This window comes from Pseudomonas sp. SJZ077 (genome assembly GCF_007993905.1).
Classification (GTDB): domain Bacteria; phylum Pseudomonadota; class Gammaproteobacteria; order Pseudomonadales; family Pseudomonadaceae; genus Aquipseudomonas; species Aquipseudomonas mandelii.
This window is the reverse complement of sequence record NZ_VIUJ01000012.1, coordinates 156,274-170,060: the sequence shown is the minus strand read 5'-3', so window position 1 is coordinate 170,060 and position 13,787 is coordinate 156,274. Positions and strand designations below refer to the sequence as shown.

The window sequence follows — 13,787 nt, the reverse complement described above, 5'->3', positions numbered from 1 at the left end:
GCATGGAAAAACTGGACCGCAGCATAGCGATTTTTCTTATAACCAGTTATATCGATGCGAACTATCGTTATTCCACAACTTACTACTTTTCCTATTTACTCAACCCCCCCTGTGGGAGCGAGCCTACAGGGGGATCTGCTGTGTCAGTGAGTGCGGCGGGGTTGATTTACTGCACGGGCAGGAAATTCAAAAACAGCAAGCTCTGCGCGTAGTTCAGGCCGATCCGCCGATAACGCTCGTCCAGCATCTGCGTCAGCAGATCCAGCCGCGCGACGATCTTGCCGAACTCCACGGCAAAACTCAGGTTGCTGCCCTCCTCCGAAATTTCGTTGGAGAACAGCAAGGGCTCGCCGTTTTTGTTTTGCCGCTGGCTCAGGATCCAGGTGGCTTTCTCGATGTTGCGGGCGGCGTTATTGACGAAGGTCGGGTTGATCGCATCGGTCATATAGAACTCGAGACGGTTGCCGTGAGCGGTGACCAGCATGCTGCCGATGGCGTAGATGAAGGCGCCGACCCGGTCGCCGAGAAACTCAGGGCTCATGGCGTAGCTCAGCGCCGCGAGGTCCTTCTTGCCACCGAGGGTCGGCAGCGGCTGCTGTTGTTCGATGGCCAGGCGCACTTGTTTACCGGCGGTGCGGGCGTCGAGGAAGCCGGATTTTTTCAACTCGTCCGGGTTACGCAGGTAGAGCTTGCTCATCAGCAAGTAGAGGCTGTCGAGGTTGTCGCGCATCGCCAGGGTCGCCATGCGGTCGACGCTGGTCTGGAGGAATTCCTGGGGCGTGCCTTCGCGGAACTGGTTGACGATGTCGCTACCCTGTTGCTGGCTGCAACCGCTGGCGAAGAGCATCGACAGGCTGGCCAGCAGCAGGCATCGGCGACGCTGAAGTGAAGCAAAGAAGGGTAAAACTCGAACCATGGGTGCTTGAACTTGGGCATGGGCCGACGGAGGGGATCGCCGCAGGCTGGCCAAGGATAGAGCCGCCAAAGCTGAAAAAGTGCAGTGCCGATGGTCCGTAAACCCTGGCCTCCATAACGAACACCGAGACATTAGTCATACTTTTAATTGCAACACTTCACATATCAGCTATAAATCCTTCCTTGATCGACGATCAAAATCGATCATTAGTATGACTACATGCCAAAAACAACAAAAAGGAAGGTCAACCATGCTGCACTCCCGACACCTGCTCTCCGGCCTTGGACTGTCCCTGATGATCGCCACCCTCCCCACCCAAGCGGCTGGCCTGTCCAGCGAACACAAAGCCTTCGGCAAGACCAACGACGGCACCCCCGTCGAGCAATACGTCTTGCGCAACAGCCATGGTCTGCAAGCCACCATCATTACCTACGGCGGCATTTTGCAGTCGCTGAAGGTGCCGGACAAAAACGGCAAGCTCGACGACGTGGTGCTGGGTTTTGACGACGTTCAGGGCTATCAGAGCGGCACCGCTTACTTTGGCGCGACCATCGGGCGTTTCGGCAATCGCCTGGCCAACGGCGCGTTCGAACTGGACGGCAAACGCTATCAGGTGCCGCTCAATGACGGCTCCAACTCGCTGCACGGCGGCCCGCAAGGGTTTGACAAGCACGTGTGGAAAGCTCAGCCGAGCAAAGGCAAGGATTCTGTGGGCGTTACCCTGACCTACCTGTCGGCGGACGGCGAAATGGGCTTCCCCGGCAACCTCAAGACCGAGGTCACTTACAGCCTCACCGAGAACAATGAACTGCGCATCGACTACAAGGCCAGCACTGATAAACCGACCGTACTGAACCTGACCAATCACAGCTATTTCAACCTCGCCGGCGCGGGCAACGGGGATGTTCTGAAACAGCTCGTCACCCTGCATTCGACCCATTACACACCGGTCACCGCCAAACTGATTCCGACCGGCGAACTGGCCCCGGTCGCGGGTACGCCGATGGACTTCACACAACCCACCGCCATCGGCAAAAACATCAAGGCCGATCACCCGCAACTGAAATTCGCCGAGCCGAAACAGGGCGGATTTGACTTCAACTGGGCCCTGGACGCCAAGGGTGATGTGGGCAAGCTGGCGGCCGATGTCAGCGACCCACTCTCCGGGCGCCGCTTGCAGCTCTACACCACTGAACCCGGCGTGCAGTTCTACACCAGCAACTTCCTCGATGGCACGGTCAAGGGCAAGGGCGGCAAGGTTTATCCGCATTGGGGCGCGTTTACCCTCGAGACCCAGCACTACCCGGACTCACCGAACCAGCCGAACTTCCCGTCCACCCGACTTGACCCGGGAAAGACCTATACCCAGAGCACTGTGCTGAAGTTTTCGGCCCACTAAACATCCCCCCACAATCAAGCAGCTGCCGAGCAGCTGCTACACGTCCACGGAACCACCGGGGTATTCTGCTGCCAACTGGAGAGTATCTATCGATTCGAAAAAGGAGGTTTTCATGCGGACCCTCGAACTGGCCGGCGTCGACGTACCGGTTATCGGTCAAGGCACCTGGCGCATGGGCGAAGATCCCTCGCAACACAACAAGGAAGTCGCCGCGCTGCGCCTGGGCATCGAGCTGGGCATGACCCTGATCGACACCGCCGAGATGTACGCTGAAGGCGGCGCGGAGGAAGTGGTGGGTGAAGCCATAACAGGCCTGCGCGACAAGGTCTTCCTGGTCAGCAAGGTCTACCCGCACAACGCCAGCCGCAAAGGCATCCCCCAGGCCTGCGAACGCAGCCTGCGGCGCTTGAACACCGATTACATCGATTTATACCTGCTGCATTGGCGCGGCCGGTATCCGCTCGGGGAAACCGTCGCAGCCTTCGAACGCCTGCGAGAAGATGGCAAAATCGGCCGTTGGGGCGTGTCCAATTTCGACGTTGACGACCTGGAGGAATTGAACTCACCGGCCTGCGCTACCAACCAGGTGCTGTACAACCTGGAAGAGCGCGGCATCGAATTTGATCTTCTGCCCTGGTGTCAACAGCATCAGCAGCCGTTGATGGCATACTGTCCCATCGGTCAGGGAGGAACGATGCTGACCCATCCGGCGCTCAGGCAGATTGCCGCCCGTCACGCCGCGAAGCCGGCTCAGATAGCACTGGCATGGATTCTGCGACAGACAGGCGTGATCGCCATCCCCAAAGCGGTCGCTCCTGAACATGTGCAACTGAATGCGCAGGCCGCACAACTGCGGCTCGACGACGAGGACTTGAAGGCGCTGGACCACGCGTTTCACGCGCCACAACGCAAGCACCGGTTGGCCATGGTCTAAGCCATCGCGGTACTGTCAGAGGGCTTCTGCATGAGAAGCACTGATCAGCTCGACGACTTCAATTTGCCACGCTTTGTGCAAGCACAAGACCCCGTGTTCGAGTGGGTCCGGGAAGAGTTGAAAGCCGGCCGCAAGCGCCGGCACTGGATGTGGTTCGTTTTTCCGCAGTTCGCCGGATTGGGCGGTAGCCAGATGTCTCGACATTACGCGATCCGCTCCCGCGAGGAAGCCATGGCCTACCTTGAGCATCCAACGCTGGGCGCTCGCCTGCGAACCTGCACTCAATTGGTCCTGGACCTCAAACAACGCTCGATCGCCGAGATTTTCGGACACCCCGACAACCTCAAGTTTCACTCGTCGATGACCCTGTTCGCCCAAATCGCCCCCAAGGGCAGCGTGTTCCATAAGGCACTGGATCAATACTTTCACGGCATACGGGATGACTGGACGCTGCAGCTGCTGGACTCAAAACAAGCCCAGTTGCCCACCAATCAAGGTTGAAAAGTCGTCGTCCACGAAGGGCAGAATCGCATCCGCCACCGGTTGCAATTGCCGGGTGACGTAATGGTCGTAGTCGATGGGCGCGCTGCGAATCTCCAGCGGTTCGGGCCCGGCGACGCTGATCACGTAGCTGATCCAGCCGCCGTTCTGGTATTGCCGGGGGCGGCCCTGCTGGTCGTTGTAGTCATCGGCGATCCGCGCGGCACGGACGTGGGGCGGCACGTTGCGTTCATAGTCATCCAGAGTACGGCGCAGGCGCTTGCGGTAGATCAGGCGGTCGTCGAACTCGCCGGCCAGGGTCTTGCGCACGTAGTCGCGCACGTAATCCTGATACGGCTGACGATGGAAAATCCGTGAGTACAGTTCCTGCTGGAATTGCCGGGCCAGCGGCGACCAGTCGGTGCGCACGGTTTCCAGGCCCTTGTAGACCATTTCGTCAGTGCCATCGGCGCGGGTGACCAGCCCGGCGTAACGCTTCTTGCTGCCCTCCTCGGCGCCACGAATCGTCGGCATCAGAAAGCGTTTGTAGTGGGTCTCGAACTGCAATTCCAGGGCGCTTTCCAGCCCGTATTCCTGTTGCACATGTTCGCGCCACCATTGGTTGACGTGGTCCACCAGCGCACGTCCGATCTGCGCGGCCTCGTCCTGGCCGTGGGCACGACGCAGCCAGACGAACGTCGAGTCGGTGTCGCCGTAAATCACCGTGTGGCCCTGGGCTTCGATCAGCTGCCGGGTGCGCAGCATGATCTCATGGCCGCGCAAGGTGATGGACGACGCCAGGCGTGTATCGAAGAAGCGGCAGCCGCTGGAACCGAGCACTCCATAGAAGGCGTTCATGATGATCTTCAGCGCTTGCGACAACGGCGCGTTGTGCTCGCGCTTGGCGGTCTCGCGGCCTTCAGCTACCCGCGCGACGATCGCCGGCAGGCAATGCCGGGTCCTGGAAAAACGCGCACCGCGAAAACCCGGCACGGACTCGCTGTCTTCGGGATGCTGCAAGCCTTCGATCAGCCCGACCGGATCAATCAGGAAAGTGCGGATAATCGACGGATAGAGGCTTTTGTAGTCGAGTACCAGCACCGACTCATACAGGCCCGGCTGCGAATCCATGACAAAACCGCCGGGGCTGGCCTGCGCGGGCTTGTTGCCCAGATTCGGCGCGACAAACCCCTGTCGGTGCATCAGCGGCATGTACAAGTGGGTGAACGCCGCCACCGAGCCGCCACTGCGGTCCGCCGGCAAACCAGTAACGCTGGCCCGTTCCAGGAGGAAGGTCAGCAGTTGGGTCTTGGCGAAAATCCGCGTCACCAGCTCGCAGTCCTTTAGGTTGTACGTGGCGAGTGCCGGTTTGTCCTCGGCGAACATGCGGTTGATTTCGTCCATGCGCTGGTACGGCGTGCTGATCGCCTTGCCCTCGCCGAGCAAGGTTTGCGCGACGTTTTCCAGGCTGAACGAGGGGAAGCTCCAGGTCGCCGAGCGCAGGGACTCGATGCCATCGATGATCAACCGGCCGGCGGCGGAGGCGAAGTAATGGTTGCGGCTGCCGTGCTCGCGCCATTGCATTTCTTCGCCGCCACGCCCCAGTTTCAGCGGTACACCCAACTGACGGGCGTGCTGGTGCAGCACGCGCAGGTCGAACTGCACGACGTTCCAGCCAATGATCGCGTCGGGGTCATGGCGGGCGAACCATTCGTTGAGCTTTTTCAGCAGCACGGTTCGGGAGTCGCAGTAGTCGAGTTGGAAATCCACCGCGCTGTCATCGCCATTGGGCGGACCAAGCATGTAGACCTGGCGCTCGCCGCAGCCTTCCAGGGCAATGGAATACAACTCGCCCTGAGCCGTGGTTTCGATGTCCAGGGACACCAGCCTGAGGTTGGGCCGGTAGTCGGGAGCGGGCTTCATCTGCGCGTCGAGCAGCAGGCCTTCGGCCCCTGGCGTGCCACCAAAAAGGACCGGCGCGGTGATGAAGCGCTCCATCATGTAGCGTTCCGGCGGGCGCACGTCGGCTTCGAACATCTCGACGCCCGCTTTGCGCAGCGCGGTTTCCAGGCGCATCAACTGACCGTGTTGCTGGCAATACAGGCCGAGCACCGGGCGGTGCTCGAAATCCTGAAGGGCCAATGGCTTGAGCTCGACATTTTTTTCGCCGCGCAAAACAGCCTCGGCTTGCTCGCGCCGGGCCGCCGGGATAAATGCCACCGACGGTTGATGTGGCAGACGGATACGTTGGGGACCGGCGTCGGTCGCCAGCCAGAACTCGACTTGCGTACCGGCCGGGGTGTCGCGCCAATGCCGGGTCAGGACGAAGCCCTGCTGTAAATCCACCACTGCAACCTCAAGATTTGATTCAAGCGGCAATTCTACGCGTCATCGCGGGGGATAGCCCTCTCTGAGCTGAATGCAACCCCTTTGGGAGCGGGCCTGCTCGCGATGGCGGTGCATCCGTCGCCGCTTGTATTGGCTGACCCTGCGCTATCGCGAGCAGGCTCACTCCCACAGGGGGCTGAGTTCAGCCCATGGATCAGCGAAAAACTTCCGGTTAATCGAAGAAAATCCGCCGAATGACGTTTTTTGCGCGTTATCTGCCGCTTTCCGCCTTGCCCTCGGCGCCTGGGTCTACGATTCTTCAATAACAACGACAACACCTGAGAAGCCATCATGAAAACCGTCGCCCAACTGCTCAAGTTGAAAGATCAGAAAAATCAGGAAGTGCACCAGATCAAACCCGATCACATGGTGCTCGAAGCCCTGATGAAGATGGCCGAAAAGAACGTCGGCGCCTTGTTGGTGGTGGAGAATGACGAAGTGCTGGGGATCATCAGCGAGCGGGACTACGCGCGCAAACTGGTGCTGCATGGCCGTTCTTCGGTGGGCACGCCGGTTCGCGACATCATGGTGTCGCCGGTGATCACAGTGGACACCCATCAAACCGTTGATACCTGCCTGGGCATCATGTCCGACAGACGCCTGCGCCACCTGCCTGTGGTGGAAAACGGCAAGTTGATCGGCTTGCTGTCGATCGGTGACCTGGTCAAGGAAGCCATCGCCGAACAGGCTGAATTGATTCGCCAGTTGGAGCAGTATATTCGCGGCGAGTGACTCTGAAATTACGCAGTTCCCCTGTGGGAGCGAGCAGGCTCGCTTCCACTTTTGATTGCGTAGTTTTCAGGTTGGCCAATGCCGGGCGAAAACCGGTGCCAGCGTCGGGTGGCGGTCGATTCGCGTCAGCCATGCATAAAAACCGGGTCGGGCATTGCGCAGATGCTCACGACTGCCCGCCCATCGCGTCACCACCGCCGCCAGCACATCCAGCGCCCCAGGCGTCTCGTCGTCCAGGTACAACTCGCCCGAGAACTGATCGGCAAACACCTCCCAACTCCAGTGCAACCGTCGACGGGCGCCGGCCATGAGGTTTTCCATGGCCGATTGATTCGGCTCGATCAGCCAGCGCTCGGGGTAATCGATGATGCCGATGGCCGCATAGCAATTGCTGACGATGTACACCAGGCCCCGGATCGCTTGATCACGCTCGGCGGGCGTGTTCGACAGCAGGTTTGACTCGGGAAACGCGAGCCCCAGATGAATCAGGATCGCCGCGCTTTCGGTGAGGACGCTGCCGTCGGGCAATTGCAAGGTGGGAATCTGCTTGAGCGGGTTGAGTTTCTCCAGGGCTTTGGCAGCCTCCGCAGACGACTCGACGTCGATAAAGCGATAAGGGATTTCACAGAGTTCGAGGGCGGCCTCTATCGCGGCGGCGCCGGAGTTCTGGTGTCCGTAGAGCTGGTACATAAGCACCCCCCTTCAAGAGTGTCTCTTTGTAGCATCTGATACTGACCATGCTGGAAAATTTCTTTTTATGCCACTGCATCCAAATCGCTTTCCGATGGGTAGTACCAGTAGCAGCCCCTGAGGCTGCCGAGCAGATTACTCATTTACGGAGCGCTATTCATGAATGCCAAACAGCTGATTTGCCTTGCCGGTTTGTTCGTCGCGGGCCCAATGGCCTACGCCCAGTCAGGTCTGCCCGACAGCATCAAGGTCCCGGACGGGTACAAGGTCGCCCTGGAAACCACCGGTGTCGGCGAGATCACTTACGAATGCCGTGACAAGGTCAATGCCGCCGGCCAGACCGAATGGTTCTTTGTCGGCCCCAAAGCGGTACTCAATGATCGCAGCGGCAAACAGGTCGGCACCTATTTCGGACCGCCCGCCACCTGGCAGGCGAAAGACGGTTCGAAAGTCACCGGCACTCAACTGGCTGTCGCGCCTTCGAGTCCGGGCAACCTGCCCTATCAATTGGTCAAGGCCAACCCGGCCGAAGGAAAAGGCGCAATGACCGGCGTCAGCTACATCCAGCGCGTCGCCCTCAAAGGTGGCGTGGCTCCGAGCGCTGAATGCTCGGCGGCCAACAAGGGCAAGCAAGAAATAGTGAAGTACCAGGCGGATTACATTTTTTGGGCGGCCAACTGAAACCAGGCCTGCGGGAAATTGGTCTACGCTGCTCAGCACTGGCCCCGGTCCGATGGCCCGGGGCTGCTGCCCATTATTGACGGCTGAACTCAGTGTCCTTACCCGAAACTCTTTTCGATTACGAAGCCCATATCGCCGCCTGCGCCCGCGGTGAGCGTCAGGCCCTGCGTGATTTGTATGTGCAGGAGAGTCCGCGCCTGCTGGGCGTTGCCAAACGCCTGGTGCGTGACACTGCGCTGGCGGAAGACATCGTCCACGATGCCTTCATCAAGATATGGAATGGCGCCGCGCAGTTCGACCCGGCGCGAGGGTCGGCGCGGGGCTGGATATTCAGTTTGACGCGGCATCTGGCCCTGAATTTCATCCGTGACAACAGCCGCGAGATTCAAGGTGATTTCGATGGGGTGGACGACACGGCAACCTTCGATGCCCAGGCTCATTCCGGGCGCATTCATCAATGCCTGGAACAACTGGAGCCTGCAAGGCGCGCCTGTATCCTGCATGCCTACGTCGACGGATATTCTCATACTGAAATCTCACACAAACTCGGCACCCCGCTGGGCACCGTCAAAGCCTGGATCAAGCGGAGCCTGACGGCACTGCGGGAGTGCATGGGATGATCAGCAAACTGACGAATGAAACCCCGGAAGAACTCGACGAACTGGCCAGCGAATATGTGTTGGGCACCCTGTCCGCAGAGCTTCGCACCCAGGTCCGACAGCGCCTGCGCGACGAACCTGAGTTACGGGCCGCCGTCGACGCCTGGGAGCGTCGCCTGCTCGGTCTGACCGATCTGGCCGAACCTCACCCGCCGTCACCCTACCTTTGGCAGCGTATCGAGCGCAGCGTGAACAAGGTGACACGGCCACCGTCGCTCATCGCGGCTCAGTCTTTATCCTGGTGGAATCTGTTGCCGCTCTGGCGCGGGCTCGCCGGTGCAGGGCTGGCGGCCACGTTGCTGCTCGGCGCCTTGATGCTGACGCAAACCACCGTCAAGCCTACCTACCTGGTGGTGTTGGTCGGCCCTCAGGACAAGGCACCTGGCTGGGTGATCCAGGCCAGCAACCCGAGGGAAATCCAGCTGATTCCGCTGGGTGTCATTGAGGTCCCGGCCGACAAGGCGCTCGAGTTCTGGACCAAGGCCGATGACTGGCAAGGACCGGTGTCTCTGGGCTTGGTCAAACCGGGACAGACCCTATCGATTCCGCTCGACAAATTGCCGCCACTGCAACCCAATCAGCTGTTCGAGCTGACCCTGGAAAATCCGCAGGGCTCACCGATCGGCAAGCCGACCGGGCCGATTCAATTCATCGGTCGGGCAGTGAAAGTCATCTGAGCGCGATCAACCGAGCGCCGCGATCAACTCCGCCGTCGTGACAATCGAGTGGGCATACGTCGGTCCATTGATCTCATGCGCGGCGTGCATGGCCTCGGCACTGAACGCGGCCGTGGCGTCGCGCACCAGCGTGACGTGATAGCCCAGTTCGGCGGCGAACCTGGCGGTGCTTTCGATGCACGTATTGGCGAGCATCCCCACCACCACAACCTTGTTGATCCCGTGCTGTTTGAGCAAATAGTCCAGATCGGTGTTGGCAAAACCACTGCCGCCCCAGTGTTCCTTGACGATCACGTCACCGGCCTGTGGCTGGAAATCCGGGTGCCATTCCCCGCCCCAGGTTCCGGCGGCAAATACCTGCGCACGGCTGGCGCCTTGTTGATAGGGAGTGGGGTGTTTCCAGCGCGCCAGTTCATCGGGCTCGGCGCGGTGATGCGGAACATAGAAAACCTGGATGCCGGCCTTGCGAACAGCCGCCACCACGGTTTTCAGGTTGGCCAGCGTACCGACGCTATCAGCCACCGGTTGAGCGCGGCCATGCAGTTTGCCGCCTTCGCTGAGGAAGTCGTTGTAAGGATCCACCAGCAGCAGGCCGGTGTGCTCGGGAGCATGGGAACTGGCACTCATGATCGACTCCTCGAAGGTAAAGGCACGCGCCAGCTATCCAGTGTAGAAGCGCCGATCGACCCCGCCGCCGCCATCCGACGACTGAACCATCACGCCCGCGTGAGGGGGATCGTGTCACCTATCAATGCCGTCGATGTTCACCATCACCTCAATGAAGTTCTCATAAAAAATCCGCGGCGTAACATCGCCTCCATACCAAACAACTACACCCCGGAGCACACCATCATGAAACGCCAAATCCTTCTCAGCATCGCTTTCTCGGTTTTTGCAGTTAACGCTTTCGCCGCTTCTTCTGCTCACCCGGTTGTCGCTGAAGGCGGCTCGGATCGCCTGATCGAAAGTCGTGTGGCTGAAGGTGGTTCGGATCGTCTGATCGAAAACCGCGTCGCTGAAGGTGGTTCGGATCGCCTGATCGAAAACCGCGTTGCTGAAGGTGGTTCGGATCGTCTGATCGAAAACCGCGTTGCTGAAGGTGGCTCGGATCGTCTGATCGAAAACCGCGTCGCTGAAGGTGGCTCGGATCGTCTGATCGAAAACCGCGTCGCTGAAGGTGGTTCGGATCGCCTGATCGAAAACCGCGTCGCTGAAGGTGGTTCCGACCGTCTCATAGAAAACCGCGTCGCTGAAGGTGGTTCGGATCGTCTGATCGAAAGCCGCGCTGTATAAATGAAGGGTTTTACCGCAGTACTCAATGAAAAACCCGGCCTCATCAGCCGGGTTTTTTTTGCCTATGTTTTGCGGCCGGTCACTTGCCCGCCCGTGTCATGCAGCGCTGATAACGCTCATCCACCCGCTTGGCAAACCAAGCCGTCGTAAGTTTGCGGGTGATTTTCGGGCTTTGCAGCACGATCCCCGGCAACACTGCACGAGGCAACGGCCGACCTTCCGCCTTCTCGGCCAGGTCGAACACCCGCGCATAAAGCTGGGTGTCCTCGAACTGCAGGTTTTTGCCCTCCTCCAATTGATCGCGAATGGTCGTGTTGCGCATGCCCAATTGCTTGCCAAGGCTGCGCACCGCCAATTCCGTGGTGCCCGGCATGATCGCGTCATAGCGCACCAGATCACCATCCAGCGCCAAAGGGATGCCTGACGCTCGACTCACCGCATTCTGAAACGCCGCATTGCGGCTGGCGTACCAACCGGCATTGAAATCGGCAAAGCGATACAGCGGCTGTTTGTAGCTCACCGGGTACCCGAGCAAGTGAGCAATGCCGAAGTACATGCCGCCGCGACGGCTGAACACTTCACGGCGGATCGAGCCGTTCACCGGATACGGATAATCCCGTGCCTGTTGCTCGGCGAAGTCGATGCTGACCTGCATCGGCCCACCGGTGTGCACCGGATTGAGCCCTCCAAACAAGGTCCGCCCCATGGGCACAATGCCGATGAAGTCATCGAAAATAGCGCTGAGTTCTTTTTCGCTGCGCGCCGCATTCAGCCGGTCGCTGTAGCTTTTACCGTTGGATGAACTGACCTGCAGTGCACCGCTGACCAGCAGGCTGGGAATATGGATTTTAGCGGCACGACGGTCGATCTCTTCGCGGGCGATCTTGCCCAGGCCCGGCACGGGTGGGTCGACCTGGAAGGTCGACTCTTGCTCGGTGACCGCGAGCACCGAACACAGGTTTTGCGTGGAGGGATAGATGTTCTGCGCGACAAAAGCGGCGTAGATGTCCGTGGCCCAGCCTTGGCGGTCAACGGTTTTCGCCGGCAGCAGGCGCACAATCTCGGCCTTGACCTCGGCGGGTTTGCGGGCCGGCAACTCCTGAGTGCGCTGGGTGCCGCAACCCGCCAGCACCAGCAGCGCCGCGAGACTCATGATCAATCGATTGGCTTGCATGGTGCTCCATCAACTCTTCTGAACCGGGTTAACCATACGATCAAAGGCATGGCGCAGGCTATGACTGCTGCCGCAACGCCCCGTTCCCCTTTCATCCCCCACCACTTCACGGTTGCGGGTCTTTTCCGTTGGGCGGCCTGCCTTTTCATATCCCCGCGCTGGACCATACTTGTGCCACACACCGAGGAGACAGGCTCATGAACCGTAGCGACGTGCTGATCGTCGGCGCCGGCCCGACCGGGCTGGTATTGGCGCTGTGGCTGAGCAAACTGGGGATTGTGGTAAGGATTATCGACAAGACGTCGGCCCCCGGCACCACGTCCCGGGCGCTGGCGGTCCAGGCACGGACGCTGGAGCTTTACCGTCAGCTCGACCTCAGCAATGCCGTGGTACAAAAAGGCCACCGGGTGGACGCAGCGAATTTCTGGGTCAAGGGCGAGCCCGTAGCGCGCTTGCCATTGACCGGCATCGGCGAGGGGCTGACGCCTTACGCGTTTCTCGAGATGTTCCCTCAGGATGAGCACGAACAATTGCTGATTGAACGCCTCGAAGGGTTCGGTATCAAGGTCGAACGCAGCACCGAACTGGAGGGTTTTGAAGAGACCGGCGATGGCATCAGTGCAAGGCTGCGCTTGCACGATGGCCAACAGGAAATCTGCCAGGCGTGTTACCTGGCGGGTTGCGACGGCGCCCGGTCAATCGTGCGCAAGACCCTCGACACCGGTTTTCCCGGCGGCACCTACCAGCAGGTTTTCTACGTGGCGGACGTGCAGGCTCACGGGCCGACGTTCAACGGCGAACTGCATCTGGACCTGGATGAAGCGGACTTTCTCGCGGTGTTTCCGTTAGCCGGCGAAGGCCGCGCCCGCTTGATCGGCACCGTGCGCGACGAGCGCGCCGACCGTGCTGAAACCCTCGGGTTTGCCGACGTCAGCAGTCGGGCCATCGAACACCTGAAGGTGCAGATTGAGCAGGTCAACTGGTTCTCGACGTATCGTGTGCATCATCGGGTGGCGGATCACTTTCGCAACGGTCGCGCCTTTCTATTGGGCGACGCGGCCCACGTCCACAGCCCGGCGGGCGGTCAGGGCATGAACACCGGGATCGGCGATGCCATCAACCTGGCCTGGAAGCTGGCGGCCGTCTTGAGCGGCGGCGCCACAGCCACGCTGCTCGACACCTACGAAACCGAACGCATCACCTTCGCCCGCAAACTGGTGGCCACCACCGACCGGGTCTTCACCTTCGTGACTGCCGAAGGGCGCATGGCCGATTTGTTGCGCACCCGTCTGGCACCGTTCCTGATCCCCAAAATGGCCTCATTCGAAACGTCCCGTGAGTTTCTGTTTCGCACGGTGTCGCAGATCACCCTGAACTATCGTGGGACAGCATTGAGCACGGGGGTCGCGGGCCACGTTCATGGCGGCGACCGCCTGCCCTGGGCTCACGACGGTGAGGGGGGCAATTTCGAATCGCTGAAGTGTCTGACCTGGCAGGTGCATGTGTATGGCGACACCAGTGACGAAATGATCGCCTGGTGTCACGAGCATCACCTGCCGCTGCACGTGTTCGACTGGCGGCCGGCGTTTGAAGCGGCGGGGTTGGGGCGTAACGGCTTTTACCTGCTGCGTCCGGATACGTATGTGGCGATTGCCGACAACTCGGCGGATCCCAAGGTGATTGAGCGGTATTTCAAGGAGCACGGGATCCGGCCGTTTTTCGGCAGCCCCTGAACCCCCCAGTATTTACTGTGGGAGTGAGCCT

General features: G+C 60.1%; 14 protein-coding genes. 9 read left to right on the top strand and 5 right to left on the bottom strand.

Annotated features, from left to right (window positions below; all coding sequences use genetic code 11):
- Positions 1–166 precede the first annotated feature (166 nt).
- Positions 167–916 (bottom strand): hypothetical protein, encoded by a 750-nt coding sequence (locus FBY01_RS19030; protein WP_145309001.1) that lies wholly within the window; start codon positions 914–916, stop codon positions 167–169.
- A 250-nt stretch (positions 917–1,166) separates the two neighbouring features.
- Between FBY01_RS19030 and FBY01_RS19025 the strand changes: the two genes are divergently transcribed.
- The 3 genes from FBY01_RS19025 (at position 1,167) to FBY01_RS19015 (ending at position 3,750) form a co-directional block, all read left to right on the top strand.
- Positions 1,167–2,315, top strand: a complete 1,149-nt coding sequence (locus tag FBY01_RS19025; protein ID WP_010458621.1) for an aldose epimerase family protein — start codon at positions 1,167–1,169, stop codon at positions 2,313–2,315.
- 112 nt (positions 2,316–2,427) lie between these two features.
- Positions 2,428–3,249: an aldo/keto reductase gene (locus tag FBY01_RS19020; RefSeq protein ID WP_145308999.1), complete on the top strand. Its 822-nt coding sequence runs from the start codon at positions 2,428–2,430 to the stop codon at positions 3,247–3,249.
- A 30-nt stretch (positions 3,250–3,279) separates the two neighbouring features.
- Positions 3,280–3,750, top strand: coding sequence for a DUF1810 domain-containing protein (locus FBY01_RS19015; RefSeq protein WP_145308997.1), 471 nt, complete (start codon positions 3,280–3,282; stop codon positions 3,748–3,750).
- Here the strand turns inward: FBY01_RS19015 and FBY01_RS19010 are convergent.
- Positions 3,715–6,075 carry a DNA polymerase II gene (locus FBY01_RS19010; RefSeq protein ID WP_178113275.1) on the bottom strand — a complete coding sequence of 787 codons (2,361 nt, stop codon included), beginning with the start codon at positions 6,073–6,075 and terminating at the stop codon, positions 3,715–3,717. The two genes, FBY01_RS19015 and FBY01_RS19010, sit on opposite strands and share 36 nt — an antisense overlap.
- A gap of 333 nt (positions 6,076–6,408) precedes the next feature.
- Between FBY01_RS19010 and FBY01_RS19005 the strand changes: the two genes are divergently transcribed.
- Positions 6,409–6,849 carry a CBS domain-containing protein gene (locus tag FBY01_RS19005; protein WP_007944798.1) on the top strand — a complete coding sequence of 147 codons (441 nt, stop codon included), beginning with the start codon at positions 6,409–6,411 and terminating at the stop codon, positions 6,847–6,849.
- A 66-nt stretch (positions 6,850–6,915) separates the two neighbouring features.
- Here the strand turns inward: FBY01_RS19005 and FBY01_RS19000 are convergent, their stop codons facing one another.
- Positions 6,916–7,539: a glutathione S-transferase gene (locus tag FBY01_RS19000; RefSeq protein ID WP_010458616.1), complete on the bottom strand. Its 624-nt coding sequence runs from the start codon at positions 7,537–7,539 to the stop codon at positions 6,916–6,918.
- A gap of 159 nt (positions 7,540–7,698) precedes the next feature.
- Here FBY01_RS19000 and FBY01_RS18995 point away from each other — a divergent pair, with 159 nt between their 5' ends.
- From FBY01_RS18995 to FBY01_RS18985, 3 genes are all read left to right on the top strand, one after another.
- Positions 7,699–8,220, top strand: coding sequence for a DUF3455 domain-containing protein (locus tag FBY01_RS18995; RefSeq protein ID WP_145308995.1), 522 nt, complete (start codon positions 7,699–7,701; stop codon positions 8,218–8,220).
- 92 nt (positions 8,221–8,312) lie between these two features.
- Positions 8,313–8,840, top strand: coding sequence for a sigma-70 family RNA polymerase sigma factor (locus FBY01_RS18990; protein WP_010458612.1), 528 nt, complete (start codon positions 8,313–8,315; stop codon positions 8,838–8,840).
- Entirely contained in the window at positions 8,837–9,556 is a 720-nt protein-coding gene (locus FBY01_RS18985; RefSeq protein WP_256664426.1) for an anti-sigma factor domain-containing protein, read from the top strand. The genes FBY01_RS18990 and FBY01_RS18985 overlap by 4 nt, the downstream gene beginning before the upstream one ends.
- Positions 9,557–9,562: 6 nt before the next feature.
- Here FBY01_RS18985 and FBY01_RS18980 read toward each other — a convergent pair whose 3' ends face one another.
- On the bottom strand, positions 9,563–10,183 hold the full coding sequence (locus tag FBY01_RS18980) for an isochorismatase family cysteine hydrolase (protein ID WP_102593388.1): 621 nt from the start codon (positions 10,181–10,183) through the stop codon (positions 9,563–9,565).
- A 225-nt stretch (positions 10,184–10,408) separates the two neighbouring features.
- Here FBY01_RS18980 and FBY01_RS18975 point away from each other — a divergent pair, with 225 nt between their 5' ends.
- Positions 10,409–10,849 carry a hypothetical protein gene (locus FBY01_RS18975; RefSeq protein ID WP_052909712.1) on the top strand — a complete coding sequence of 147 codons (441 nt, stop codon included), beginning with the start codon at positions 10,409–10,411 and terminating at the stop codon, positions 10,847–10,849.
- Between the two features lie 79 nt (positions 10,850–10,928).
- Here FBY01_RS18975 and FBY01_RS18970 read toward each other — a convergent pair whose 3' ends face one another.
- Entirely contained in the window at positions 10,929–12,023 is a 1,095-nt protein-coding gene (locus tag FBY01_RS18970; RefSeq protein WP_145308993.1) for a DUF1615 domain-containing protein, read from the bottom strand.
- Between the two features lie 197 nt (positions 12,024–12,220).
- Here FBY01_RS18970 and FBY01_RS18965 point away from each other — a divergent pair, with 197 nt between their 5' ends.
- The gene (locus FBY01_RS18965; protein ID WP_145308991.1) at positions 12,221–13,756 is read left to right on the top strand and encodes an FAD-dependent monooxygenase; all 1,536 of its coding nucleotides are present in this window, start codon (positions 12,221–12,223) and stop codon (positions 13,754–13,756) included.
- Positions 13,757–13,787: the final 31 nt, after the last annotated feature.

Coding starts and splice junctions, on each gene's coding strand:
- FBY01_RS19030 (WP_145309001.1), bottom strand. CDS start 916: ATGGTTCGAGTTTTACCCTTCTTTGCTTCACTTCAGCGTCGCCGATGC.
- FBY01_RS19025 (WP_010458621.1), top strand. CDS start 1,167: ATGCTGCACTCCCGACACCTGCTCTCCGGCCTTGGACTGTCCCTGATG.
- FBY01_RS19020 (WP_145308999.1), top strand. CDS start 2,428: ATGCGGACCCTCGAACTGGCCGGCGTCGACGTACCGGTTATCGGTCAA.
- FBY01_RS19015 (WP_145308997.1), top strand. CDS start 3,280: ATGAGAAGCACTGATCAGCTCGACGACTTCAATTTGCCACGCTTTGTG.
- FBY01_RS19005 (WP_007944798.1), top strand. CDS start 6,409: ATGAAAACCGTCGCCCAACTGCTCAAGTTGAAAGATCAGAAAAATCAG.
- FBY01_RS19000 (WP_010458616.1), bottom strand. CDS start 7,539: ATGTACCAGCTCTACGGACACCAGAACTCCGGCGCCGCCGCGATAGAG.
- FBY01_RS18995 (WP_145308995.1), top strand. CDS start 7,699: ATGAATGCCAAACAGCTGATTTGCCTTGCCGGTTTGTTCGTCGCGGGC.
- FBY01_RS18985 (WP_256664426.1), top strand. CDS start 8,837: ATGATCAGCAAACTGACGAATGAAACCCCGGAAGAACTCGACGAACTG.
- FBY01_RS18980 (WP_102593388.1), bottom strand. CDS start 10,183: ATGAGTGCCAGTTCCCATGCTCCCGAGCACACCGGCCTGCTGCTGGTG.
- FBY01_RS18975 (WP_052909712.1), top strand. CDS start 10,409: ATGAAACGCCAAATCCTTCTCAGCATCGCTTTCTCGGTTTTTGCAGTT.
- FBY01_RS18970 (WP_145308993.1), bottom strand. CDS start 12,023: ATGCAAGCCAATCGATTGATCATGAGTCTCGCGGCGCTGCTGGTGCTG.
- FBY01_RS18965 (WP_145308991.1), top strand. CDS start 12,221: ATGAACCGTAGCGACGTGCTGATCGTCGGCGCCGGCCCGACCGGGCTG.